This is a genomic window from Kribbella sp. NPDC004536 (assembly GCF_042873835.1).
GTDB lineage: Bacteria > Actinomycetota > Actinomycetes > Propionibacteriales > Kribbellaceae > Kribbella.
In genome coordinates, this window is sequence record NZ_JBIALY010000003.1 from 1,134,575 (window position 1) to 1,158,209 (window position 23,635).

The window sequence follows — 23,635 nt, forward strand, 5'->3', positions numbered from 1 at the left end:
TTGCCGCCATCGCCACCGAACCGGGAGGTGGTGCGCGCCAGTCCCTTGGTTCGTTCTACCAGGGGGCCTCCCAGCTGGTACTGCCGTTGAAGCCGCGGAAGGCGCGGATCGGGCTCTTGACGAGTGGTTGGAGCGGAGACACCTGGTTGAGGCCGGCGTTCGGGTCGGGGGCGGTCACCACCTTCTCGATGTTCTCCGCCGGCAGAGCGAGCCTGGCCGCGGCGTTCGCGACCTGCAGCGCGGTCTCCTTCAGGTCCGTGATCTCCTTCTGAGCCTGGGTCAGCTGGGTCTGCGCGGCGTCCCGCTCAGCGGTGACTGCGTCGAGGCGCCCGTTCGCCGTGCCCAAGCGCTCGAATGCGGTGTCCAGTGCGCCTTCCGTCGCGGCGAGCCTTGCCGTCACGATGTCACGTTCTCCCTGGATGTCTTCCAGCTCGTTCTGTTTGGCGGCCACTCCATTGAGAGCAAGGTCCCGCTGGCGTATCGCCTCAACCTTGTCGCTGGTTTCCGTCTGCAACGCTCTCTGCGCGGCGGTCCGGTCGGCTTCGCTCGCAGCCAGGTTTGTCTGCGTGTCCTCGAGGCTCTTCGACGCGGTGGCCAGCTCTTCCTCGACCTCCTTGCCGGCTGCGATACCGGCACCCCCGGCCACGCCGCCGAAGATGCCGGCCGTCGTGCCGAGGACGGTGTTGGCGAAGCTGACATCCTCGCGCTGCTGCTTGCTGAGGAATCCCTCGCCCTTGGTCATCTTGTAGCCGTCGTCAGCGGCGAGCGTCGTCGACAAGGCGAAGGCGCCCAGGTTCGTTGCCGCCGTCACCCCGTTCGCGACGAACCCGATAGCCGCTGCGGCGCCGAGCTCGCCGATCGCCAACGGACCGGTGATCACGTCGACGAACGGAATCAGGCTGAGAATCCCGAACAACAGGAACAGACCGGCGGCCAGCGAGTCCGTGGCGACGTCCGGAACCGTCACGTGCCCACTGGGGTCGGTGTTGTTGACCGGATTGGTGTCGAAGGCCTGGTACCGGTTCAGCATGTCCGCGCTGTCCAGGCTCAGGAACCGGCCCTGAGCGGGATCGTAGGTGCGCGCCGGCAGGACCTGCGTACCGGTGCTCGGATCGGTGTAGACGCTGTTGTAGGTGAAAGGGTTCACGGCGGCGTTCCCGGCCGCGGTGGCCGCCGGCTTGGCGAGCGCGGCGGGATTCGCACCGACCGGCTGACCGTAGTCGCCGTACCGGTATGTCGCTGCCACCGCGCCGGTGCCGTCGGTCATCCCGACCATCGACCCGTGCGCGTCGGCCAGGTAGTACTGCGTGCCGGGTGCATCGGCACCGACCGGCCCCGGGCCAGGCGTCGGGCACTTCTTCTGCGGGTGACACGGCTTCGGCGGCTTGGGGCAGGCCCGGTGCGCCTTCGGGCAGCTCGGTGGCGGAGCACCCACCACCGAACCCGCGGTCAGGCTCCGTGCCTCGCGGTCGACGCCGAACAGGTACGACGCGGTCTGCGCGGTCGATCCGGCGGTGCTGTCGGTGTAGGTGTCGTTGGCCACCTGGCCGGTGGTGTCGTAGTGCAGTGTCGTCGTGTGCGTGACGCCGTCGACCGTGGTGGTCGCGCTTCGCCTGGTCCCGTCGGGCCAGTAGGTGTAGCCGGTCGTCGTACCGTCAGGGGCGGTGGCCGAGACGGGCTTGCCCGACAGGTTGTACTGGTAGGTGGCGCCGTCGAGGTCCTGGTGCACCGCGCCGTCGGGCTGGAAGGTCTGGTTGACCGTCGTGCCGTCGACGGTCCGTGCGGTCAACCGGTCGCCGGACGTGATGGTGTTGGCAGTCGTCGAGGTGACGCCGTTCGCGGTCGTGGTCAGTTGTGTGACGTTGCCTCCGGCATCGAGGACGTACTTCGACGTCGAGCTGGGCGTACCGCTGCCGCTCGCGTTCGGGTAGACGGCAGACGAGATCAGCCGGTCGTACGCGTCGTACGAGTAACTGCTCGTGCTCGTCGTCGTCCCGGTCGTGGTCGTGTGCGCGGTGGTGTTGCCGTGCGCGTCGTAGGAGTAGTCGTCGTCTCGCAGGACGGTGGCGCCGTCCTTGGTGGTCTGGCTGGTGATCCGGCTGGCGTCGTTGTAGCCGATTGTGGTGACCACGCCGTTGCCGCGATCGATCGTCTCGATCCGGTCGTGCGAGTCGTAGCCGTAGTCGACCGTTGCGACCTGCGCGCCGTTGCGGACCTGAGTCGCCCCGGTGGTGAGTCCGGCCGGTGTGTACCGGTAGGTGGTCACCGTTCCGGTGACGTCCGTGGTCGTCGCCAGCTTGCCGTCGTCCTGGTAGCTCGCGAGCGAACTGGTGCCGTCCGGGTACCGGACCGCGGTGGTGTGGCCGTCCGCGTCGTAGGAGTAACTGACCACGTCGGCGGGATGGTCGGCATCCAGGACGGAGGTCAGCCGGCCGCTGACCGGATCGTAGGTGTAACCAATCTTCTGGGTCGTGCCGTCCGCGCCCTGCAGAACCTTCTCGACCAGCTCGCCGGTCGTCGGACTGTAGGTGTTGGTGGTGACCGTTCCGGTCGGCGAGGTGACAGTCTTGACCTTGCCACCCGGGGTGTAGGTGTACGAGATCGTGCCACCGCCCAAGTCGGTGGCGGTCACCACCCGGCCGGCCGCGTCGTACGTCAGGGTGGCGCCGGTCGTGGTGGTCGGGCCTGTGGCCGCTTTGTCGGTCAGGGTCTTGGTGCTCACCGCACCGGTCAGCGTGTTGCCGGTGCTGCCCACCTCGGTCCCGCCCGGAAACGCGGTCGGGTTCGTCGGGGTAAGGGTGACGTTGTCCTGCAGCCCGCCGGCGCCGTTGTAGCTCAGGGCCGCGGCGACGTCGTTGCCCGCGGTGGACACGACCCGTCCCAGCCCGTCGTACGACCGGGCGATCGTGGTCTGCGGGGTGTTGTCGGTGTAGGTGGTGCCCGAGGCAACGGTGCGGTCGAGGTCGTCGAAGCGTTCCACCGTGACCGAGGACGCGCTCTGCGCGCCGATCGGAAGGACCGAGGTGGTCTTGGTGTGTGCGACGTCGTCGTAGCTGATGACCTGGGTGAGCCCGTCGGGTTTGACGACCTTGACCGGGCGCTGCAGTTGGTCGTAGCTGGTGGTCGTGGTGGCACCTGTGGTCGGCGTGCTGGTCGCGGTCGCCCCGTCCACGCTGTAGGTGTTGACGGTGACGGTCCGGGCCGTCGGGTCGGCCACGAGTTTCTGCCCGGAGACGTTGTCGGTCACCTTGACGGTCCGGCCGAGTACGTCGGTGGTGGTCCGGGTGATGTGACCGGCCGGATCGGTCACGACGGTGATCAGCGGTGACGGGTAACTGGTGGCCGTCGTCCGGTTGCCGGGAGCGGTGCTGGACGTGACGCGGCCGAGCGCGTCATGGGTGTACTTGGTCGTCAGCTGGTCCGGGTCGGTGGTGGTGAGCACGTTGCCGGTGATCAGGTCGGTCACCGTGGTGGTCGCGGCGGCCGCGGCCGTTCCGGCCGCCGTGGTCTCCACCACGGTCCGGGTGTGGGCGGCGACGTCGACCGCGATGGTGCGGCTGGTGTCGACCTGGTCCGGGCCGCCGCTCGGACCGGACGGTTTCGCGCCCGGGGCCCAGGTCACCGACCGGCCGTTGATCTCACCGAGCGGGTTGTACGAGTAGCTGGTCACCGTTCGCGCGGTCGGTGTCTGCCCGGTCGAGCCCACCGCAGTCGTCGACGTCCGCACCGCCTTGCCGTCCGGCGTGAGCGTGTTGGTGGTGACGCTCTTCGTGCCATCCGTACCGGTCGTGGTCTCGAGCGTCGGTACGCCGAAGGCGGGGTCGTACGTCGTCGTGGTGACCGCGCCGGTCTCGTCGATCTGACTCGTCAGCTCGCCCCGGTCGTTGAAGCTCGAGCTGGAGGCGCTGGTCCGCGTCGGGCCCCACGTCCGGTCGCCGTAGACCACACTGACGGTCGTGGGCTTGGCGAAGTTGGCCGGCAGGTTCTGCACGTTCGACACGGCCGGGTAGGTGTAGTTCTGGGTGCGCGCGACGACCATGCCCCGGGCGGGATCCTTGACCCTGATCACCCGGGACTTGAGCAGATCCAGGCTGTTGTAGGTCTCTGTGACTGAGCTGCGGCCGTCCGACAGCACGGTCTGGTAGAGGTAGTTCTGATCGTTGGAGTCGAAGAGCCCGTCGGGGCCGGCCTGGTCGTAGTTCGGGTAGCCGGTGTAGTTGTGACCACCGTTGCCCGCCGGGTTCGCGGTGAAGGTACGCGTCGTCTGTACCGCGTCGACGCCGTCGGTCACCTGCACGTTCGTCACCATCACGACGTTGGGCTGGGCGGTGAGGGCCGCGTAGCTGACGGTGGTGTGGGCTCCGCTCGGAGTCACGACCCCGTGCAGCAACTGGCTGCTCGTTCCCGGTACGGGCTGGTACTGGAACGAGGTGACCGCCCCCGCGGCGTCGGTGACGTTCTGCAGCACCCCGCCGCCGACCTTCAGGGTCGTGCTCGCGGCGATGCCTTCGGCGTTCACCGGTGCGGTCACCTTCACCGAGCCCGGCGTGCTGTAGTCGAACGTCGTGACGTTGCCGTAGTTGTCGATCGCGGCCGTGGGCTGCCACATCTGGCCGGACTGCTTCCAGGTCAGGTCGATCAGGTTACCGAAGCGGTCGGCCTGCTCGATCAGGTTGCCCGACGCGTCGAAGTAGTCCGTCGTACCGTCGTAGTGCTTGAGCGTGTACGCGTAGGTTCGTCCCTGCGGTACGCCGGTCCGGTCGGGCAACGAGCCCGAGGTCCGCGCGAAGAGCAGGTCGCGCTGGGCGTAGTGGTGCAACCCGGTCGGCGAGCCGGTGTCGTAGGTGTACGACCCACCGGAGGCCGCGAACACCCGCACCTGGCCGACGGTGTTCACCCAGGGCAGCCCGAGCGCCCAGCCCGAACCGAACCCGAACCGGTTGCCGGCCGCACCTTGCGTGGCCAGGTTCTGGTCGTAGCTCAGGCTCATACTGAGGTCCGAGCCGCCCCGGCCCGCGAGGTTCAGCAGCGGCACCGAGGCCTGGAAAGCCCCGGTCCGCTGGTCGATCTGGCCGCCGATCCCGCCGCCCATGGCGAAGGCGTTCGAGACCTGCGCCGGTGTGGCGGTCTTCCCGCCGCCGTGCGCACGGGACGCATCGGCGACGGGCACGTGCGCGCTGACGGTCGTCAGAACGACCGCCAGGGCAGCGGCGATGGTACGTCGATAGAAGTGCTTACGCATCCGTCAGGCTCCTGCTACTGGTTCTCGACGGCGATGTCGGTGACCCGGACGAGTTGTCCGGAGGTGGCCAGGGCGGCGTCGATCTTGTCGGTCGGCCAGAAGAGCGCGGTCTGGGACAACCGGGCCTGGTCGTTGGCGATGTCCAGCGGCGACGACGCGAGTACGTGCGAGATGGTGGGCTTGAACTCCAGCGGCAGGATGCTGCTGGAGGTCACCGCGTTCGCCTCGAACAGCAACCCGCTGACCGGCCCCGCAGTACGATCGCCGGCCTGGAAGAGGCTGGGCGACGTCGGCGTCGGCGCGGTCAGACTGCAGGACCCTGCCGGGCAGCCGTTCAGCGTCAGCCCTCCACTGGCTGTTCCGCTTGCGGTGATCGTCGCGGTGCTTCCCTGGACCTTCAGTTCCGTGGCGTAGATGCCGGACGGCGTACCGGAGTTGTTCAGGACGGCCACCACCGTCTGACTCAGACCGCTGGTCGTGACCAGGTAACGGTGTACGGGACCCGTGGTGGCGGCTGCCTCGAGCCCGTCGTTCGGGTAGGCACCGGCCCACGGGCCCACCGAAACGTAGTCCTGGTAGTCGCCAGGTGTGTACAGGCCGGTGATCAGCTCGTTGCTCGGCGAGCTGCGGTAGTACACCAACTGGTACCGCGGATCGTCGTTCCGGATCACCCCACCGTTGTTGTCTGTCGGTTGCAGCAGCAGGTTGAGCGGCGCCTGGTCCACGCCGTTGGCCCGCGGGGTGGCGGCCACGCCGCCGAGCGCCGGCGTGAGGTTCATCGCGTCCACGTCGACGGCGTTGGGGCCGCCGTTGGTCGGCGGAGCCGCCAGGCCGGCCAGATGCACCGGGCTGGAGGTCGTGCCGCCGAAGGACACCCGCACGTCGGTCAGCACCGGCTGCCCGAAGTCGCTCTGCCAGAAGAAGCTCGACTGACCCAACGTCACGATCCCCCCGCTCACCGTCGGCTGGGTCACGGGCATCAGCTGCCCGAGATCCTGCCAATGGCCCCCGTTGTCCGTACTGCCCTGGGCTGTCATCGCCGGAATCCGGGTCTCTGCCTGCCCGGCTGCGATGCTGCCGATCGACCGCGCACCGGAGACGTCGAACCGGTACACCGGCCGGTGTGGGTCGTCGGCCTGTCCGCTGTCCGGGATCGTCGGATCCACCGACGGCGCGGTCAAGCGCGTTCCGACGACCGTCGGCGGAATGGCGAACCTGGTCGTGTCACCGGTGCCGACATTCAGGCTCCAGGTCCCGAACGAAGTCGACGGAGCTCCGGCGGCGTTGCTCGACGGCTCCGCGAAGACGGTCACCGCACCGCCGGCCTGGCTCCCGGTGTCGAGGGTCAACTTCCGGTCGAGGAGCAGCTCGACCAGCCGCGCGTCCGACGGATGATTGACCGGAGTCACGGTCAGGTAGCCCCGCCAGACGCCGGTCGAGTCGGTCGATGCGCATCCGCCGTCCGTACCGGCCGTGTAGGCGCCGAAGGTGTACGTCGGCGACGACTGCCCGGCGGCGACGGTCACCGCCTGCGCGGGGAAGGCGGGCGCATCGGCCCACGAGGGTGCGTACCAGCAGCCGTAACCCGCTTGCGACCGGGCGTGCAGGCTCACGGTCACCGGTTCGCCGGACATGTTCCGGATGCTGAACCGGCCCTCCTTGAACCCCGGGAACCACCCGCGGAAGGAGTTGTGGTCCGGCAGCAGGGTGTCCGGGTCGCCGCTGCTCGCGTCGACGGTGAGTGGCAGCGCGGTCATCGGGTTCGACGTACCGTCCCAGCGGAGCAGCTGCCCGCCGCCGGTGTTCGGGTCGCCGGATGCCGACTGCAAGGCCACCGCGAGGTCGTCGGGTCCGGAGGTGCCGTCGATCCGTGGCACAGGGTTGATCGCGATGACGCCGTTCACGGTGCTCCCGGTGGACACGGCGGCAGCGCTGGTCACCGCCGGGTTGGCGAGCTTGACCGTCCCATCGGTCATTCCGAAGGCCACCACCGGACCGTTCGGACCCTGCACGAAGGCTGCCGACAGCGGGGTCGGCTCGAGGCCTGCGCCACCGGTCGCGGTCCACCTGTGGTCGACGGGCTGCACGGTGCCGTCGGCGTTGACGTTGACGAAGTACCCGATCGAGCCCTTCTCCATCACGCCGATGGCGAGCAGGCCGGACCCGGCCGGATCCCAGGCCATCGCCGTCGGCAGGGTCTGAGCCCCGTCCCCGGTCGCCATCCCCTGGTAGATCGCGGTCAGCCGCGGCTGCGGCCCGCTCACGTCGTAGATCTGCACGCCGCCGTCGCTCAACCCGACCGCAAGGTACGGGTGCGTCCCGACGTAGCCGGCCGCCAGCGACGTCGTGGTGATCGCGCGGGCGTTGTAGGGGTCGTTCACCTGGTACGCCGACGGCAGGTCGACGACTCCCTGCGCGCAGCTGGACGTAGCGCACGACCCGTCGGGCGCTACCTGGTACAGATAGTTGTGGTAGGCGTTGCCACCGGAACTTCCGGCGATCGAACCCTTGGTGCCGGCGATGAACACGTTCTGCTTGTTCTTGGCCAGGTAGACCGAGTTCAGGTGGAAGGTGAGGAACTGGTTCTTGGCCGCATCGTCGGCCCACGGGTAGATGGTCGAGACGGTGTTGAGCAGCTGACGCAGGATTCCGCCGTCGGGGATCGGCCGCAGGTCGGTCGGCGTGGTCCGCACCGGCGAGCCGCCCTTCGCGGGCGAGTCGAAGGTCAGCAGGTTGGTGTCCTCGACGCGCATCCGCTGGTCGTAGCCCTTGCCGAGGAAGTCGCCGACGATCTCGTCGCGGGTGGTGAGCGGCAATGTCGCGGAGACGTCGGCCGACGCTTCCGAGCCACCGAGCGGTGGCGGGTTCGGGTGTGGCTTGGGATGCGGGTGCGGCTTGGGGTGCGGCTTCGGTGTCGGGTGCTTCGGCTTGGGCTGGTGCGTCGAGCCGGTGGCCGGCTTGTGACCGGCGCTCGTCCCCGCTGCCTGCGCGGCCACGGCGGGCAGCAGCAGGGTCGCCGCCATCGCCGTCGCCAGCACGCCCCAGGTTCGGCGGCGCAGAGTTGTTGTCATCAGATTCTCCTAGAAGTCCTTCTCGAGCGGGCTTTGCGGGGTTGCCGGGCCGGTGGCAGAGAACGCCCGGGCCAGGCCGGCGAGGTCGATCGTGAGCGCGTCCGGGCGGTCGGTCTGGTGCAGGTGCAGCCGGGTCTGGTCGCCGTACGCCGTACAGGTCAGGCGCAGGACCCACGGCTCGCAGGCGACCAGGCGGTACGCGATCAGCCACGGCGGCTCGTACGCGATCACCTCGGCCTCCACGAGCTCGCCGCCGACGCGGTCCAGCGTCAGCGTGAACGTCGTGCCGAATCCGGTCGGCGCGTCCGGGCCGGTATCGATGTAGGTCACGTTGCACAGCCAGTCGCCCAGCCGGCCCGGCGTCGCCACGTGCGCGAACACCGACTCGACGGAGCCGGGCAGGGTGGCGTAGTGATCCATGGTTGCGTGTCCTTCTGTCGCACTGGCTGAGAGCGGGCCGTGGCATGCCTTGTACGGACGGCCACGAAGAACCTAGGCTTCTGCCCAGCGCGCTAACAGGCTGTTATCCCTGGAGAGATGCGGCAAAGATGCGGCGGCCCGGGGAGGACGGGTCATTGCGGGGGTGCCGCGCGAAAGGCACGCGATGGGGGACTTGGCAGGGTTTCGCTCCGCCGTGCGCGAGCACCGGCGGGCGGTCGGCCGTACCCAGCAGCAGCTGGCCCGGGCGATGGGGCTGCATCCGAACGTACTCAGCCACAAGATCAACGCCCGTGACAACGCGATCCTGACCGCACTCGACGTCACCAGCATCATCACCGCGCTCGCCGACTGGGGCGCCCTGGTGCGCAGGTCGGACGCCCAGGCGTTGCTGGACCTGATGGGGCTGCCGGCGCACGTGATCCCGGACTCGGCGTGGGCCGCGCCGCCGCTGGCGAAACTGATCACCGACGAGGCACCGGCCGCCCGGCGGACCACCCCGGCCGAGTCAGTGGCCGAGTCAGTGGCCGAGTCAGTGGCCGAGTCAGCGGCCGAGTCAGCGGCCGAGTCAGCGGCCGAGTCAGTGGCCGGGCCCGCTCGTGGATCGGCCGAAACCGGTCCGCGGCAGCTGACCCTTGCCCGGGTCCCGGTACCGGTGACACGGATCGTCGGGCGGTCCGTGGAGCGAGAGGCGACCGCCGCGGCGTTGACGGCATCGCGGCTGGTGACACTGACCGGGCCTGGTGGCACCGGCAAGACCCGGCTGGCCGTCCAGGTCGCGCACGAGGTCGCAGCTCGCTTCCCGGACGGAGTCGGGTTCGTCGATCTCGCCCCCGTCCGCGACCCGGCCCTGCTCGCGGTGACGATCGCTCGCGCGGTGGGGCTCTCACCCGCGTCGGCCGCGGCCGCCGAGGACGAGCTGGCCGCGGCGTTGCGTCCGTACGAACTGCTACTGGTGATCGACAACCTCGAACACCTGCTGGAACAGACGCCGCTGCTCGCTCAGCTGCTGGCGGCGCTGCCCCGGCTCACCATCCTCGCCACCAGCAGGATCGCGTTACACCTGTACGGCGAGCAGGTCCTCCGCGTGCCGCCGCTCGGCCTCGAGGAGCCCGGGGGCCCGCCGGCCGGCAGCGACGCGATGCAGCTGTTCGTGCAGCGGGCCGGCGCCGTACGTCCGGACTTCGCTCCTGACGCTGCGGAGCTGGCCGCTGTCGCTGCCATCTGCCGAGTGGTCGACGGACTGCCACTCGCGATCGAGCTGGCCGCCGCGGCCGTGAAGCTGTACCCACCGCAGACGCTGCTGCCGATGCTGGAGTCCCGGCTCGCCGTGCTCACCGGTGGCCCACGGGACCTGCCGCAGCGGCAGCAGACGCTGCGCGCGGCACTGGACTGGGGCTATGCCCTGCTCGACCCGGGCGCACAGAACCTGTTCAAGTGCCTCGGCGTGTTCACGGGCCCGTTCGATGCCACGGCGGCCGCGGCTGTCGACGGCACCGGCGATCCGCTGATGCTGTCCCGGCTGGTCGAGCTCAGCGACCACAGCCTGCTCGAGCTCACCGCGGGGCCGACGCCACGGTTCCACCTGCTGGAGACGGTTCGCGAGTACGCCTTGGCACGGCTGGCCGAGTCCGGGCAGCAAGCGCCGGTACGAAGGCGGCACTTCGATCATTACCTGACGGTCGTGACCACGGGCGCGCGCGGCAGCTTCCACGCGCCTGACCTCGAGTGGCTCGACCAAGTGAGCGACGCGTACCAGAACATCCGCGCCGCACTCGACTTCGCCCGAATCCGCGCTCAACAGGGCGACGACGAACTCCTGGATGCCGGCCTGCGCCTGGCCAAGGACCTGGTGCAGTTCTGGCAGCGCCGCGGCCCCGTCGCCGAGGGCGTACTCCAGCTCGACCGGCTGCTCGCGCTGGACCGGGAGAGCAGCGCGACCCAGCCGCGGACGAGCGCTGTCGCACTCACGGCGCTCAGCGCGCTGGTGTGCTTCCTCGGTGACTACGCACGCGCCGCGGAGCTCGCCCAGGAGGCTCGCACGGTGTCACAACGGATCGGAGACCGCGCGACCCTGGCGTACGCCTACCGCTTCCTCGGCGAGGCAGCCCTGGACGTCGGTGCCGACGCCGAGGCGGAAACCTACTTCCAGCGTCAACTCGAGGAGGCCACTCAGGCCGGCGACCAGGGCAACCGCGCCTCGGCCTACAACATGCTCGGTCAGGTCCAGCGCCACCGAGGCAACTACACCGAGGCCACCGCGCTGCTGCGTCGCGCGTTGCATCTGTCCTGGCAAGCAGGTGACCCCGACGGAGTGGCGATGTTCCTGAACAGCCTCGGCGAGGCCGCCCGCGACGACGACCGAGCTGACCGCGCCCGCTACCTGTATCGCACCGCCCTGCAGCGGCACCGCAGACTCCGGCACGCCCGGGGAATGGCGTACGACCTGGAAGGCCTGGCGGCGATCGCCGCGCTCGACGACAACGGCCTGCTGGCACTCACGCTGCTCGGCGCCGCCCAAACCCTGCGCGAGCGCACCGGCGCCCCACTCCCACCCGTCGAACAGGCGATCCTCAACCAGTTCCTTGCCCCCGCCCTCGCCCCGCTCCCCACCGACGCCCGATCCAAAGCCCTGACAACAGGCCGCAACCACCCCAACCAAACCATCGACCAAGCCCTACACCCACCCCACCCATAGACCCCCTGGCGACGTCCAGCAGGGACGTAGTCGAGGACCACCCCCCACGCCACACATAAAGAATCCCAGGCCACTCACGCGACCTGGGCTTTCGCGCGCCGCCAGGGACTCGAACCCCGAACCCGCTGACGATGCGCGAAACCTCTTATAGACAAGAGGGTTCGTGGTGTCGTGTTGCGCATAAGTTCTCATCGGCAACCATCTCTCGCATTGATTGAGGTGCGTAAAGAGGTGCGTAGGAGCCGTCAGCAGGACCAAGAAGTCGGGTTCTGCCTGGTTGCGAGTCGTGCTACTTGATATCTGGGGCCGAATCGGAGTCGCGGGGGGCGGTCACCCAGGTCAGGTTCTGTGGATTCTATGTCGCGGTGTTCGCGTGCATCTCGAGTGCTGGGTCGATGAAGGTAGCAACGAGTTGCGCTGCAGTCCTGGCGGTGAAGGATTCGGCTGCTGGCACCCCTTTCGCGGTGTTGGGGTAGGTACGTGTCAAGTCGGCAGGGATATTGAAGTGGCCGAACGGATCGATGTTGCTGAGGTTCTGTTTGGCGGCGATCGCGATATGTAGCTCGTGCAGGTCCACTTTCTGGGTGTGGGCTAGCACGACGAGGTCGCCCAGGTCCTTGACACGGCCGCTGCGCTTGCCGCCGGGATAGTTGGTGTCCATGGTCGCGCAGACTTTGTCGGCGATCTGGTCGGCGACCGGGTAAAGCCGGTACGGGTGAGTGACGAGTGGTCGACGCAGATGGAGCCGGTTGGCGGGCTCGATCACTTCGGGTTGTCCGATCGGCGGGGGCCCGACGACGACGTCGACCACGACTGTGTCGATCTGGGTGTCGTGGTCGAAATCGAGGCAGGCGAAGACGTAGCGCCGGGTCGCTACTCCGGGCTGGTTGTCGCCGAGGCCGGTGGGTGTGGAGCGGATGAGCCGGAAGGTGAGATGGTCGCCGAGATCGATATCGACCAGTTCAGTCAGTGCTTTCTCAGCCTCGGTGAGATTGGTCGCGTGCTGCGCTGCGAGGTCCATGTCCTTGGTGGTACGTGAACGGGGCACGCGCGCTAGCATGCTCATCCCGCCCTTCAGTAGCCACTCGGACTGCTCGCCCCGGGGCGAAGACTCGGGTGAGGAACCGGTCGAAGCGTGCCTGCCGGATCTGGGCATCGACGCTGGCGGCATCGATACCAGGGCCTGCTTGCTGGGCGGCCTTTTTCGCGGCGTCCTTGATCGCAAGCTCCAGGGATCGCCAGTCGGCGTAGCCGCCCTGCTCAGTCATGGCCCCATCCTTGCGGACTCACGCCCGCCAGCGCGAACAAGTCGTTCGCCAGGGAGTTGCCGTCGTTCCCGTGTCTCGCTGCGATGGGGCCGAGGTAGGACGTGAGCCGGTCGGGGGCGACGAGCTTGTCGGCGCGGACGGCGTCACATACGGCGCCGGCGACCAGAGACAGGTCGGTTCCGAGCTCGATCAGATCCGCGATCGTGCGCTCGACGGTCAGGGTGGGGAGTCCATCGACGGGGACCACCTCGTCGCGGGTCAGTTGCCGGATGCGCAGACGTACGCCGGGAAGCCGGGTTCCTTTGCGTGCAGGCACGATGAAGTCGAACCCGTCGAGGAAATAGTCGCCGATTTCGTGAACGTTCGCTGCCGTGATGCCGGCTGCCACGACCGATGCGACACCCGCGCTGGTGCGGGGCGCGGTCGCTCCACCAAGGGCCAGCCAGGTCGCATAGATCGCCTCGTGATCCTGTGGTGGCGCCCCGGCCATGCGGTACACCCCCTGTGCCACACGCTCGATCGCACCCGCCGACGCCATCCGGGACAGCTGCTTGCGGGAGACACCGGCCTCCTCGGCCTGCGCAGTGGTGACCAGGCCCCACCGACGTTCCGCGATGGAGCCGAGCCGTACCAGCGTCGAATCAGCCACAGCAACGTTTGTACCCAGTTCTGGGCACAAACGTTGTCATGCCCGTGCGACCTTTGGAGCGCCGGCGTCGCGCCCGAGTGGGGCTGGGTCAATGGATCAGATTGACGGGAGGTCGAGCGCCGGAAGATGCCATCCCGCAGCTCAACGCCGGCATTGACGGACAGGGCGTCTTGCGTCCTGGCAGGATGGTCGCGTGAGTCTTCGTGACGATCGCAACGGCCGCGGCAGCCTGGATCTGCGCCGTGAGTTGTCCGAGTTGCGGGCCGAGCGGGATCGGTTGCGGGCCGAGAATGCGCGTCTGTCCCGTCTGCTGGAGCTGCGGGGCGAGGACACCACGCCTGCGGCTGAGCAGCTCGCGGCGCCCGTGGGTCCTGGCGGGCTGGTGTCGATGGCGGGCTCGACGCCGAAGCAGAAGCTCGCTCTCTACCTGGATCTGTTTCGTGCCAGGACCGATACCTACGCCAGGCGCTGGGAGGACCCGCGGACGGGCAAGAACGGATGGATGCCCGTGGTGGCGGGTGGGTGGCGCAAGGGCATAACTCGCGCGACCGCCCGCCTGCTCCCGCTGACGCCGGATGTCGTCGCCGCGCACCTGGGCGCGAGGTCGCGGCAGGACCTGTTCATCGGCCTGTACCCGATGCTCCCAGACAACACCTGCTGGTGGCTGGCTGCCGACTTCGACGGCAAGACCGCGATGCTCGACGCCCTAGCGTACGTCAAGGCCGCCTGAACTGCAGGCTCTGTCGGATCGAGGCGCCTCCATGTGTTCTTCACGGGGGGCGCCTCTAGGGTGTCAGACCTTGTGCAGCCTCACCGGGCTGGTGCCGGCGTCCGCGGTTCTCGGCCGGGACGGCCGCTGCCGCGATCGCGAGCGGGATGCGTTCTTGCTCGATCCGGCGGTGACCTTGATGATCCGCAGCGACGACGCGGGTGTACAGGGTGCGTTCGGCGTCGGTGAGCTCGGGCAATGGTTTGGGGTCGGACGGTTCGATCGGATTGCCTTTGGCATCAGTGTTGGTGCCGAAGGGCTCGTAGGTGGCGTAGGTGTCGGCGTCCATCAGCATGCTGATCGCTGGTATGCCGTCTGACCGGTAGCCGTTGAGGATCTCGAAGCCGTAGGCGTCGATGTCTCCCCAGTAGACGATCGTCGACGCGTCGAGGATCCACGGGAACGATGCGACCGTCTTGCCGCCGAAGCCGTTGCCCTCGATGCTGATGCCGCCAGCAACTTCTGGGAAGTTGATAGCTGTGTCCTTATTCTCGCTGATGATCACCACGGTCGGCTGATACGCAGGACTGTAGTTGTCGCCGACCGAGGCGGAGTCGTGCAGCCGTTTTCCGGTTCGTCGATAGGCCGGGTCGAGGTACGTGAAATGGATGCGGGCCGGATGTCGGGGGAGCAGACCGAGACTCTCGAAGCCTGTGAGCGACAAGACCAGCGACGTGTGCCGTTGCAGCCACTTGGCGTGCACACCTGGGATCGGGACCTGGCGTGGTGTCAGCCCTTCCGACAGTTGGGTGCGATGGGTGAGGAACCACTCGGCGACCGTCAGTAAGAGTTCGAAATCGCCGTTCGAGCAGCTGTCAGCGCGCCGAATGAGTTGGTCTGGTCCGTGGAGGAGTGGGAACCGGAGTCGCAGCCGCGCCAAACGATCGCGGCCGCGGGCGAGGCGGGTGGGCCACTCGCCTCCAGCGATTGTCGCCGCGGCATCGATGTCGGCAACCTCGATGTGGCGGGGGATGTCCTGGAGTGTCGTGTACACGCGCCTCGGCGGGCTGATCAGACGGACGGGTCGCTCGGCGGCCCAGTCTCGCCATCGCCGCGTGAACGGCTGGTACCGAGCTGTCCATCCGGCCTCGAGTTCCGCCTTCTTGACATCGCCAAGTCCCAGAGCGAACTGGTACGGCCATGACACCGTTGCACCCGCGAGGTCACTTGCCCACTTCTGGTCCAGCCGGTTCTCGATGCTTCGGCGTACCTGGTCCGGGGCCTTCATACCGTTCGTCCCGGCATGAGGTGTGCATCTTCTGCGGCGGGCGGTAGTGGAATCACCGTGGACCGTTCGGTCTTGGGGTTCTTCGACATGTAGAGCACCAGATCGGCGTGTGGTTCCAGGGCTGTGAACTGCCCGAAGGGTGCGCCGATGACGAGTTGGAAGCCAAGCCCCTTCCAGGCGTCGACCGAGCGGCCGGTGAAGTCGCTGTCAGCCTTGACGAAGCCTTCGTCCAGGAAGACCGGAGCGAAGCGCGGCACGGTCTCCGCCGCGTTTCCGAGTTGGAAGCGGAGGGCCGCTCCGACGATGAAGGCGACGAGTTCTTGGGATTCGCCGCCGGACTTCCCGCCGAGCGAGGTGTATGTGACGGGTGCGCCGATGCCTTGTTCGTCGTACGCGACGGCGCTGATCTCGATGTGGCGTCGTACGTCGAGGAAGTACTCGCCGTCCCGGCTGCGGTTTCCCGCACTGTCCTTGCGGATGAGGTGTATGAACCTGCTCAGCCGGTTGAACCAGCGCTGGATCTGCTCGTCGGTGAACTCGCCGATGTCGGCGCGCGACAGCTTGGCCAGTTCCCGTTTGAACTTCGTGAGGTCGTCGCGGTGGAGTTCGCGCAGATCGATCCGCAGCCGGTACCGGCGAGCACCGAACGGAAGGTGCCTGAGGATGTCGTTGACCGGATCGAGGCGGGCCTGGATCTCGCCGATGGCCATGCTGAAGGCGCCGGCGAGCGGAACCAGGTCCTGCCCGGACCAGTCCGTCAGACGCTTGGTCCATTCAGTGCGACGCTCATGGAGTCCGGTCGATCTGATCGCGGCCAGAATCTGGCTGAACGACGAGTAGTCGTCCACCGTGGCCGAGAGGTTCGGATCCGGCCATTGCTCGAGGTACTGACGGAACGTGTTCTCGAGCTGACGCGCAAGCGAAGTGACACGGTCGTGTGCCTCGGCTCCTTGTCGGAGAAGATGTGCGCGGAGGCGCTTGATCCCGTCTTCGAGCGCGGCCAGATCGCCGACCGTGGCCACTTGCGCATACTCGCGGCTCAAGTAGTCGGCCTGGTGATCGCTCAGTACGACCGACTGATCGCGCTCGATCCGCTCGATCTGGCCGAGCACGTGGTCCTTCCGCTTGATTGTTCGCTGGCGATCGGCCTCGAGTCGGCGAAGTTTCTCCTCGGCGCCGTACTGCAGCACGCGCTGCTCTTCGAGTTCGGCTTCGAGATCGTCACTCGTCGCCTGGAGGGTGCGCAGCGTGTCGTCCGCGTCGAGGATGTCTTGTCGCTGGATCCGCAACTGGGAGACTCGCGCCGCGATGCCGTCGTGATCGATGGTGCGCCAGTCCGTGGTCCGGATGATGTCGTACGCGTACTTGTCGGCATACAGGTCGCTGTACTCGCGGTCGACGGCGTTGAGCTGTGGGTCGACGCTCTTGAGCTCAGCTTCCAGCTCGCCCAGGCGGTGTTCGATCTCCTCCAGGCGTTCCTTGCTGGAGAATCCGATCACGTTCGGCGCTCGGAGCTCGCCGTGAGCCCCGGATCGGTCCTGCCGGGTCTGACCGTTGATGGTCACACGCCGGCCGGTCCCGCCGAGATCCTCTGCACGGTCGACGCACAGGGCGTCGGTGTTCTTCGCGGTGATGCGATCCTGGACCCACGCGGTGAACGGCGTGTCCCTGTAGTCGAGCTTCCCTGAGACGTAGTGCACGTCTTTGGGCCGAGGCGCGAATGGCCGCCGTACGACACCCTCGTAGTTGACCCGATGCTGCAAACGAAGAGGGTCGATGATGCGCGACACGCGATCCAGTTCGTCGTTGTCGATCAGCAGAACACGCGACAGACCGAACAGCGTGGTCTCGATCGCCTTTCGCCACTCCTTGTGGTCCGGGAGTACGTCGATGAGCTCTCCGACGAACGGCAGTTCATCCGGGTCGATACCAGTCGCCTGAGCGATCTCCATCCGGGAACGATGCAGTCGCGGATCCATACGACCTTCACGACCACCCTCGAGATCGGCCTGTTCCTCCTTCAGGCTCTTCTTCTCCTCGGACGGAGCGAACTGCCTGCGCAGGAGGTCAGTCTTCCTGCCCGCGATCTCAGTCGCCCGCGCTTCGAAACCGGCGAGAAACCGCTCACTTGCAACCTGAGCCGCGGCGAAGTCCTCGGCGTTGTCGATGGCGAGGCCCAGCCGAGCGGTTCGCTCTTCGAACGTACTGCGCTGCGCCGCAGCCTGATCCAAGTCGGTCTCGAGGCGGCCGATCTCGTCGTCGATCTGCTGGATAAGCCCGTGTGATTCGTTGCGGGCGAGATCCTGCTGAACCTTCTGCAGACGAGCGGTCAGACTCTGGCTCTGCTGCTTGGCTTCTGTGATCGCAGCCGCTGCGTCGGCTCGGCCGAGCCGGTTTTTCTCCTCAACGGCTTCGAGCAAGGTGTCCTCTGTGGTCAGTCGCCACAGCAGGAAGGAACTGTCGCCGGGGCTGCTCAGGCCGAACGTGTCGATCAGGCGCTCGTTCTCGAGTGCTGCGTCGCGTTGCTGGTGGAGCTCTGGGATCTGACCGAGAACGGCAACCTTCTTCTCCTCGGTTTCCATGGCCTTGTAGGCGTCCTCGAGATCTTCGAAGTGCGCCGTCGCGTGATCGGCCGCGGCGTACGTCGGGGGGTCCTCGATGACCATGGACTTGTAGAGGTCGTCAACGGTGGAAACCTTGTGACCTCCCTGGATACGGGCCAGCAGTCGTAGGGCTTTCGAGCCGTCTCCCGAGGCGCCGATACCTAGTCGCGTGAAGATGGTCTGCGCGAAGACCGTGTAGCTGTCGTGCATCTCCAGATTCGCGAAGCGGGCCTTGACGGCGCGCTTGTCGAACTTGCCCGGGACGAACGGCTCGATCTCGCGAAGGTCCAGGACTCCTTCGACGGTGCACGGCTTGCGGGTGATCTCGCCGTCCTTCGTCGCCGAGCGCGGAACGTAGTACAGCCGTGCGACGGTGTAGCGATGATGCTCGTCGTCAATGAACGTGACGGCCAGTGCACCCCAGGTCGCTGTGTCAGCGCCACGAAGGACCTGATCCGAAAGTTCGCCGGATGCGTCCCGCGTCGTGTCGACCTTGCCTCGGAGGTAGGAGATCAGACTCCGTTGGTCCGTGCCCCTGGCGCGTCCGATGGTGGCGTTGTTCGATGCGCCGTTGAACGGGACCGTGGAGTCCATCATGATCGCGATGTAGGCGTCGAGCAGCGTCGACTTGCCGGTCCCGGATGCGCCGGAGAGCAGCGTCGTGCCGGGTGCGAAGCCGATGCTGTGATGGCCGGCGAATCCGCCCCAATTCACTAGTTGGAGCGTCTCGACCCGCCACTGGTTCCGGGTCGATTCTCCCTCGCTCGCTTGGTGTTTCATGTCGCGATCTCCTGGTCTGAGACGTTCTCGTTCACCAGCCAGTCCCAGAGTTCTCGCAGTCTCGGGAGCGGAAGGAGCACGGCGATCACGGGAGAGATCCGCAGGCGCGCGGTGTCGTTCGTCCTGGCGAGTACGTCGGACTTGATGAGCCGCTCGACCGCGTTCCGTGCCGCGGTCTCGCCACCCGAGCGATTCGTGTCACTCGCTGGCCGGAATGCCGCCACATGGGTGACCAGGTCGTCGTACTCGACGGTGACATCGTCGTGACCGGCGTTCTGTTCGCTCTGGAACCGGTGCCGGAGGAAGACGAGGAGGATTGTCTCCTCGCGGGTGTAGGCCGTGTCGTGCAGGAGAGTCGGGAACTCCCGGGCGCCGCTGTCGGTCCACGCCTGCCGTTTGAACGCCACTTCGTACCGCTCGTCGATGTGCAACTCCAGGAACAAGTCGTTGAGTCGCGACTTGATCGGGGCAGGATCCTCTCGAATCACCCGCCATTCGGCAGGCCGCTGGTCCGCTGAGACGAAGCGGTTCTTCAACAGGACCACCAGCGCGCGGCGCTGAGCCAGCGAGAGTCCACCGGTGTCGCCCTCGAACAGTGCCAGCGTCGACGCCGCCTCATCATCGGCTTCGCCGAACGGGTCCTCATCGGTGCCGAAGTCCTCGTCGTCCGACTCGTTCTCGGCCGGCCCGAGAACAGGTTCGAACGTTCCTGAGTCGTCGTGGGTATCAGTCATCGTCGTCACGTCCTGACGCATCGTCAACGAGCTCGCGGGCCTGAGGTGGCGTGGGGGAGATCGCTGGGACCAGGAAGCTGCGATAGTCTCCGCCCGGCCGGATCGCCTCGTAGAGCTCTCGACGGGCCGCAGGATCGAGTGCCTCGACGCGCGAGGCAAGTTGCAGTAAGCCCAGGATCTCCACAGGACGCCGCAGGAGCGGCGGGAGATCGTTGAAGAGCGCGCCCACCGTGCCCGCGTGACCGTGGCTGAATCGTTCGACGAGCGCAGCCTTCAGGTCGTCCAAGGCGGGGCCTCCGTGCAGCCGGAGCTGCTCGATTGTCGGTGGCTCATCGTGTTCGTCGTCGGTTGGCGTCAACGGTGGGGGTAGTGCCGCCGCCGACGGGTCCCAGAATCGCTGCCGTAGAGTCCCGATGCTCAGAGCCGGGGGGAGGAGCTCGACCGGCACCGTCGTACGAGGTCCAGTGGTCTCCATCCAGGTGGCGAGCTCGCGTTCGACGCCGCGAAGTACTCGATCGAGTTCGCGTTCCTGTAGGGCATCGTGGTTGACGATGTGCTCAGTCAGCGTCGCGGTGAGCCGCCGGCGTTGCGCCATCACGTCGATCGTGCCGCGCCGAAGAGCAGGCTCCGCACCGCGGATCTCACTGAGGTCCTCCGCCTCCAGGACGGACGCGGCGGGGTGGGCCAGGATTGCGCGCAGGTTCTCCTGAAGCTCGAGCAAGAGATCGTCGTTGCGCAGCAGTACGAAGGCGCCGTCGAACGCCCGGCCCTCCCGGGTGTCCTTGATCAGCTCGTCGTAGCGGTCCAGGTACTCGTCCAGGATCGCTCCGACCGGTGGGCGGTCGTCGTTGCGGAAGTCGGCGATGATCTTGCGGTGCATCTCCTGCATCGACTCTTCGACGCGTTTGAAGTCCGACGGCAGTTGGCTGATCAGGTCGATGAGGTTGGTGTACCCGTCGAGCATCCGGTCGTCGGTCGCGGCGGTGACCTCGCCACCGGCCTCGATCCGGTCGCGCTCGCGCTCGAGCTCGTGGATTCGCGCGTTCAGGCGGTGGATCCGTGTCTGTGTGTCGACGGACGCCTCGAGGGCCCATCTGCGGACCTCGTCGATGATCATCTGCAGGCGGGATTCCGACACGCCGACTCGCTCGCGGGACAGGTTCTGGACGAATTCGAGACCCTCCAGTGCAGGCGAGGTGAGCGAGTAGACGAGCGTGCCGTCGACGTTGTCGCGGTACAACCACTCGTCGTTCACCCACTTGTTGCAGATCGCGCGCCCGTTCGTACTGGGTGGCACTTCGGCGCCCTGCCGGCGTAGCTCCGTGATGTACGCATCCACTTGAGCGTGCAGCAGGTCGGCCGCGACAGACTTCCGCTCCCGTGAGAACGAGCACCGGAAGGCGGCAATCTGAAATGCGGCCCACTTTCCACGCAGAAGATTCAATGTCGGACGACCCAACGCGTCCTCCGCACGAACCAACTCTCCGAGTATCTGGCTCATCTGTCCGCTCCTCCCCAGCAGATGTCTCAGAGAGTAAGCAGCCACCACCGACAGTTTCGACCCGAACGGAGGGTCGCGACAGTGGAGACAGAGATGTTCGTGGAGCTGATCCGCCCAGCGCGGCCCCCTGATTCGGCTGGCGCCGGGCGAATTAGCGACCGCGCCCGAGTCCAGCAGGGCCTCCAGCGGAGGGCTAGCTTGAGCCAACCGCCACGCGATCACCCCCGGGAGGATGTTGATGCACGCACGCTTTGCGACGAAGTGCGCCACCTGTCCGAGCGGATCCAACGTGGCGACGCCATCGCGAGACTCGGCGAGCCGGGCAGTGACCGGTGGGTCCACGCTGTCTGCCACCCTGACCTCGAGGTAGTGGCCAGGACCTTGGCAGAGCCGGCCCCGGCGACCAGACCGAAACGCGCGATGGCGAAGCGGTCGACTACCCGCGCACCGTCGCGCCGCCAGAGGCCGCCGACACCCACCCCAGGCGGCACGATCGAGGCGTTCACCGACGGGGCGTGTAGTGACAATCCCGGACTTGGGGGGTGTGCATGGGCGGTGGCCGACGGGCCACAGGCGTCTGGGGCTGATCCGACCAGTTGGCTGTCCTCGCGGCGACCAGCGCCTCGCATCGCTAGGAACGCTGAGATCTGGACAGGAACGGCGAGATCTGGACCGCCTGCGGCGTACCTAAGCCAGGTGCACTATGCACGTGGACGCCGACCTGTGGAGGGCTCGCGAAATGTCTGATGACCGGCTGCGCGAACGATTGCGGGCGCTCGCGCAGCGGGCCGGGCGCGATGAGGGTGTCCGGAACCAGTGCCGTGCGACGTCGCGGGCGGGCGGCAGGAACAAGATGTACGGCCGGGACGAGGTGTACCGCTGCCAGAAGGAAGCCCGGCATCGTGGGCGCCACGAGGACTACTACGGGACCCAGGGGGAGACCGAGCCGAGGTTCAAGATCCTGGTACAACGCGGCCCGCGGGAGTCTCCGGCCACCCACCTGCGTCTCCGTGCGGATCGCCGAGGCGACGACGGTGAAGAACGAGGACATGCGCCGGATCTCGTCCTTGGTGGTGATCCCTGCGATTGGCCACGCTGGGGTACGGCGGACCTGGTGGCGCCACGTCCCTAGCGGATTGGATCCGGCGGCGTCAGTTGGCACCGGCCGAGGTCGGCGGATACGCTGTGCCCGCCGTTGTAGATGTCAAGTCATGTGCTGCACCTCTAGAAAGATCAGAGGTTTCAGCAATGAGCGATGTATTTGCACGGAGTGAGGGTGGTGTCCGATGGGCACCGCGGTAGAGCTGGCGATCGTGGTTGCAGTCCCGATCACGATCATCGTTGGTACCTGTTGTGCGCTCGCGTGGCGATCGCTCACCCTGCCCGCTTCCGAACAAGACCACGTCCTCAAGCTGATCCGGCTGCTCGGCCGGTTCGTCCGGGATCTGGTTCGTGGAAGTGGGCACCGCCGGTCTTGACAAGCAGGACGGCCCCGGTCCGGATTCGCACCCGGCTCGGGGCCTTCCCGTCGATAACGGCCTGTATCACCGGAACCGGCCGATCGGCGGCGCGGATCCACGCTCCCGGGAGATCCGACACGCCTGCGCGGATCCGGACCACGAATTGCCCGTTATCACGGGTGGCGGACGTGGTCTGCCGATCGAGCCTCGGTGCTCGGTCCTACCGTGCTGGCATGGATCCGCGTATGCCGTCGACGTCGACCAGGTCGAGCACGTCGGCCAGCTGGCGGCCGCGATGAGCGCGCCCGTCTTCGAGCTCTCGGCCGAGCACCCGCTGGCCGGCTAGGTCCGCGACTTCCTCGCCGATCAGGAGTTCGCCGGGAAGGCGGCCCACACCATCCGCGCGTACCGCGGGGACCTGGTCCAGCTGGCCGCGCACACAGACCAGGACGTGACCGGCGTCGACGCCGCCGTACTCCGGTCCTGGTCGGCCTCGATCGCCGACCTGAAGCAGTCGACTCGTGCGCGCATGCAGGCCGCAATCGCCGCGTTCCTGCGCTGGGCGGTCCGCCACGAGCTGATCGACGCGAACCCGATCGATCGCTTCAACCGGGTCGCCGTACCGGAAGGCCTGCCGAGGCCGGTCGACCCGAAGCGGACGATCGCGTCATCGGCGTGATCCCGAAGGCGAAACTGCGCGATCGGCTTCCTGTTCGAGTTCCTCAAGGCCTTGGGCGGCCGGGCGAGCGAGGCCCTCGGCGTGTACCTCGAGGACCTGGACCTGACGCCCGGGAAGAGCACGTCCTGGTCCACGGCAAGGGCGGCCGGATCCGGATCGTCCTGCTGGACGATCAGAAGCTGGTCAACCTGCTGCGCAGGTTCCTGCGCGAGACCGGCTGGACCCACGGCCCGCTGTTCCGGGCGACCCGCAACTGGACCGGCCGCCCGCTGACTTACTCGACGGTGCAGGAGATGTGGGCGCGGTATCGCGACCTGGCCGGCGAGCCGGACCTTGAGCTCCACCAGCTCCGGCACACCCACGCGACACAGCTGAACAAGGACGGCGTCAGCGCCCGTACGATCCAGAAGCGGCTCGGCCACCGCAAGCTGCAGCCGACGATCGTCTACGTCGACCACAGCGACGAGCTCGCCGACGCCGAGCTCCGCGCACGGCAATGACGGCGAGGTAGCGGC

At 67.3% G+C, this 23,635-nt stretch carries 16 protein-coding genes; 6 read left to right on the forward strand and 10 right to left on the reverse strand.

Annotation, left to right across the window (positions count from 1 at the left end):
• Nucleotides 1–55: 55 nt before the first annotated feature.
• From ACFYRU_RS30760 to ACFYRU_RS30770, 3 genes are read right to left on the reverse strand one after another with little or no spacing between them, the layout of a single operon-like run.
• Complete coding sequence (locus ACFYRU_RS30760; protein WP_387664878.1) at nucleotides 56–5,242, reverse strand: RHS repeat-associated core domain-containing protein; 5,187 nt, start codon at nucleotides 5,240–5,242, stop codon at nucleotides 56–58.
• A 14-nt stretch (nucleotides 5,243–5,256) separates the two neighbouring features.
• The gene (locus ACFYRU_RS30765) at nucleotides 5,257–8,313 is read right to left on the reverse strand and encodes a hypothetical protein (protein ID WP_387664879.1); all 3,057 of its coding nucleotides are present in this window, start codon (nucleotides 8,311–8,313) and stop codon (nucleotides 5,257–5,259) included.
• 9 nt (nucleotides 8,314–8,322) lie between these two features.
• On the reverse strand, nucleotides 8,323–8,733 hold the full coding sequence (locus ACFYRU_RS30770) for a hypothetical protein (RefSeq protein ID WP_387664882.1): 411 nt from the start codon (nucleotides 8,731–8,733) through the stop codon (nucleotides 8,323–8,325).
• Nucleotides 8,734–8,947: 214 nt separating this feature from the next.
• On the opposite strand from ACFYRU_RS30770, the gene ACFYRU_RS30775 reads away from it, so the two are divergent.
• The gene (locus ACFYRU_RS30775; protein ID WP_387664884.1) at nucleotides 8,948–11,449 is read left to right on the forward strand and encodes an ATP-binding protein; all 2,502 of its coding nucleotides are present in this window, start codon (nucleotides 8,948–8,950) and stop codon (nucleotides 11,447–11,449) included.
• 355 nt (nucleotides 11,450–11,804) lie between these two features.
• Here ACFYRU_RS30775 and ACFYRU_RS30780 read toward each other — a convergent pair whose 3' ends face one another.
• Complete coding sequence (locus tag ACFYRU_RS30780; protein WP_387664886.1) at nucleotides 11,805–12,620, reverse strand: nucleotidyl transferase AbiEii/AbiGii toxin family protein; 816 nt, start codon at nucleotides 12,618–12,620, stop codon at nucleotides 11,805–11,807.
• 89 nt (nucleotides 12,621–12,709) lie between these two features.
• Nucleotides 12,710–13,366 carry a type IV toxin-antitoxin system AbiEi family antitoxin domain-containing protein gene (locus tag ACFYRU_RS30785; RefSeq protein WP_387664889.1) on the reverse strand — a complete coding sequence of 219 codons (657 nt, stop codon included), beginning with the start codon at nucleotides 13,364–13,366 and terminating at the stop codon, nucleotides 12,710–12,712.
• Nucleotides 13,367–13,559: 193 nt separating this feature from the next.
• Here ACFYRU_RS30785 and ACFYRU_RS30790 point away from each other — a divergent pair, with 193 nt between their 5' ends.
• Entirely contained in the window at nucleotides 13,560–14,096 is a 537-nt protein-coding gene (locus ACFYRU_RS30790; protein WP_387664892.1) for a hypothetical protein, read from the forward strand.
• Nucleotides 14,097–14,151: 55 nt separating this feature from the next.
• Here the strand turns inward: ACFYRU_RS30790 and ACFYRU_RS30795 are convergent, their stop codons facing one another.
• Genes ACFYRU_RS30795 through ACFYRU_RS30810 form a run of 4 tightly spaced genes read right to left on the reverse strand, consistent with a single transcriptional unit; the run spans nucleotide 14,152 to nucleotide 20,981 of the window.
• Nucleotides 14,152–15,363: a Wadjet anti-phage system protein JetD domain-containing protein gene (locus tag ACFYRU_RS30795; protein WP_387664894.1), complete on the reverse strand. Its 1,212-nt coding sequence runs from the start codon at nucleotides 15,361–15,363 to the stop codon at nucleotides 14,152–14,154.
• Entirely contained in the window at nucleotides 15,360–18,746 is a 3,387-nt protein-coding gene (locus ACFYRU_RS30800; protein ID WP_387664897.1) for an ATP-binding protein, read from the reverse strand. The genes ACFYRU_RS30795 and ACFYRU_RS30800 overlap by 4 nt, the downstream gene beginning before the upstream one ends.
• On the reverse strand, nucleotides 18,743–19,480 hold the full coding sequence (locus ACFYRU_RS30805; RefSeq protein ID WP_387664903.1) for a DUF4194 domain-containing protein: 738 nt from the start codon (nucleotides 19,478–19,480) through the stop codon (nucleotides 18,743–18,745). Before ACFYRU_RS30805 ends, ACFYRU_RS30800 begins: the two co-directional genes overlap by 4 nt.
• On the reverse strand, nucleotides 19,473–20,981 hold the full coding sequence (locus ACFYRU_RS30810; protein ID WP_387664905.1) for a DUF3375 family protein: 1,509 nt from the start codon (nucleotides 20,979–20,981) through the stop codon (nucleotides 19,473–19,475). The genes ACFYRU_RS30805 and ACFYRU_RS30810 overlap by 8 nt, the downstream gene beginning before the upstream one ends.
• A 739-nt stretch (nucleotides 20,982–21,720) precedes the next feature.
• Between ACFYRU_RS30810 and ACFYRU_RS30815 the strand changes: the two genes are divergently transcribed.
• Together ACFYRU_RS30815 and ACFYRU_RS30820 are read left to right on the forward strand one after the other, a co-directional pair.
• Entirely contained in the window at nucleotides 21,721–22,113 is a 393-nt protein-coding gene (locus ACFYRU_RS30815; RefSeq protein ID WP_387664907.1) for a hypothetical protein, read from the forward strand.
• Between the two features lie 154 nt (nucleotides 22,114–22,267).
• Nucleotides 22,268–22,459: a hypothetical protein gene (locus tag ACFYRU_RS30820; RefSeq protein WP_387664910.1), complete on the forward strand. Its 192-nt coding sequence runs from the start codon at nucleotides 22,268–22,270 to the stop codon at nucleotides 22,457–22,459.
• Between the two features lie 202 nt (nucleotides 22,460–22,661).
• Here ACFYRU_RS30820 and ACFYRU_RS30825 read toward each other — a convergent pair whose 3' ends face one another.
• Complete coding sequence (locus ACFYRU_RS30825; protein WP_387664912.1) at nucleotides 22,662–22,880, reverse strand: hypothetical protein; 219 nt, start codon at nucleotides 22,878–22,880, stop codon at nucleotides 22,662–22,664.
• On the opposite strand from ACFYRU_RS30825, the gene ACFYRU_RS30830 reads away from it, so the two are divergent.
• Together ACFYRU_RS30830 and ACFYRU_RS30835 are read left to right on the forward strand one after the other, a co-directional pair.
• Nucleotides 22,869–23,120, forward strand: coding sequence for a hypothetical protein (locus ACFYRU_RS30830; RefSeq protein WP_387666057.1), 252 nt, complete (start codon nucleotides 22,869–22,871; stop codon nucleotides 23,118–23,120). The two genes, ACFYRU_RS30825 and ACFYRU_RS30830, sit on opposite strands and share 12 nt — an antisense overlap.
• A complete protein-coding gene (locus tag ACFYRU_RS30835; RefSeq protein WP_387664915.1) occupies nucleotides 23,117–23,620 on the forward strand; it encodes a tyrosine-type recombinase/integrase in 504 nt (167 codons plus the stop codon). The genes ACFYRU_RS30830 and ACFYRU_RS30835 overlap by 4 nt, the downstream gene beginning before the upstream one ends.
• Nucleotides 23,621–23,635 lie beyond the last annotated feature (15 nt).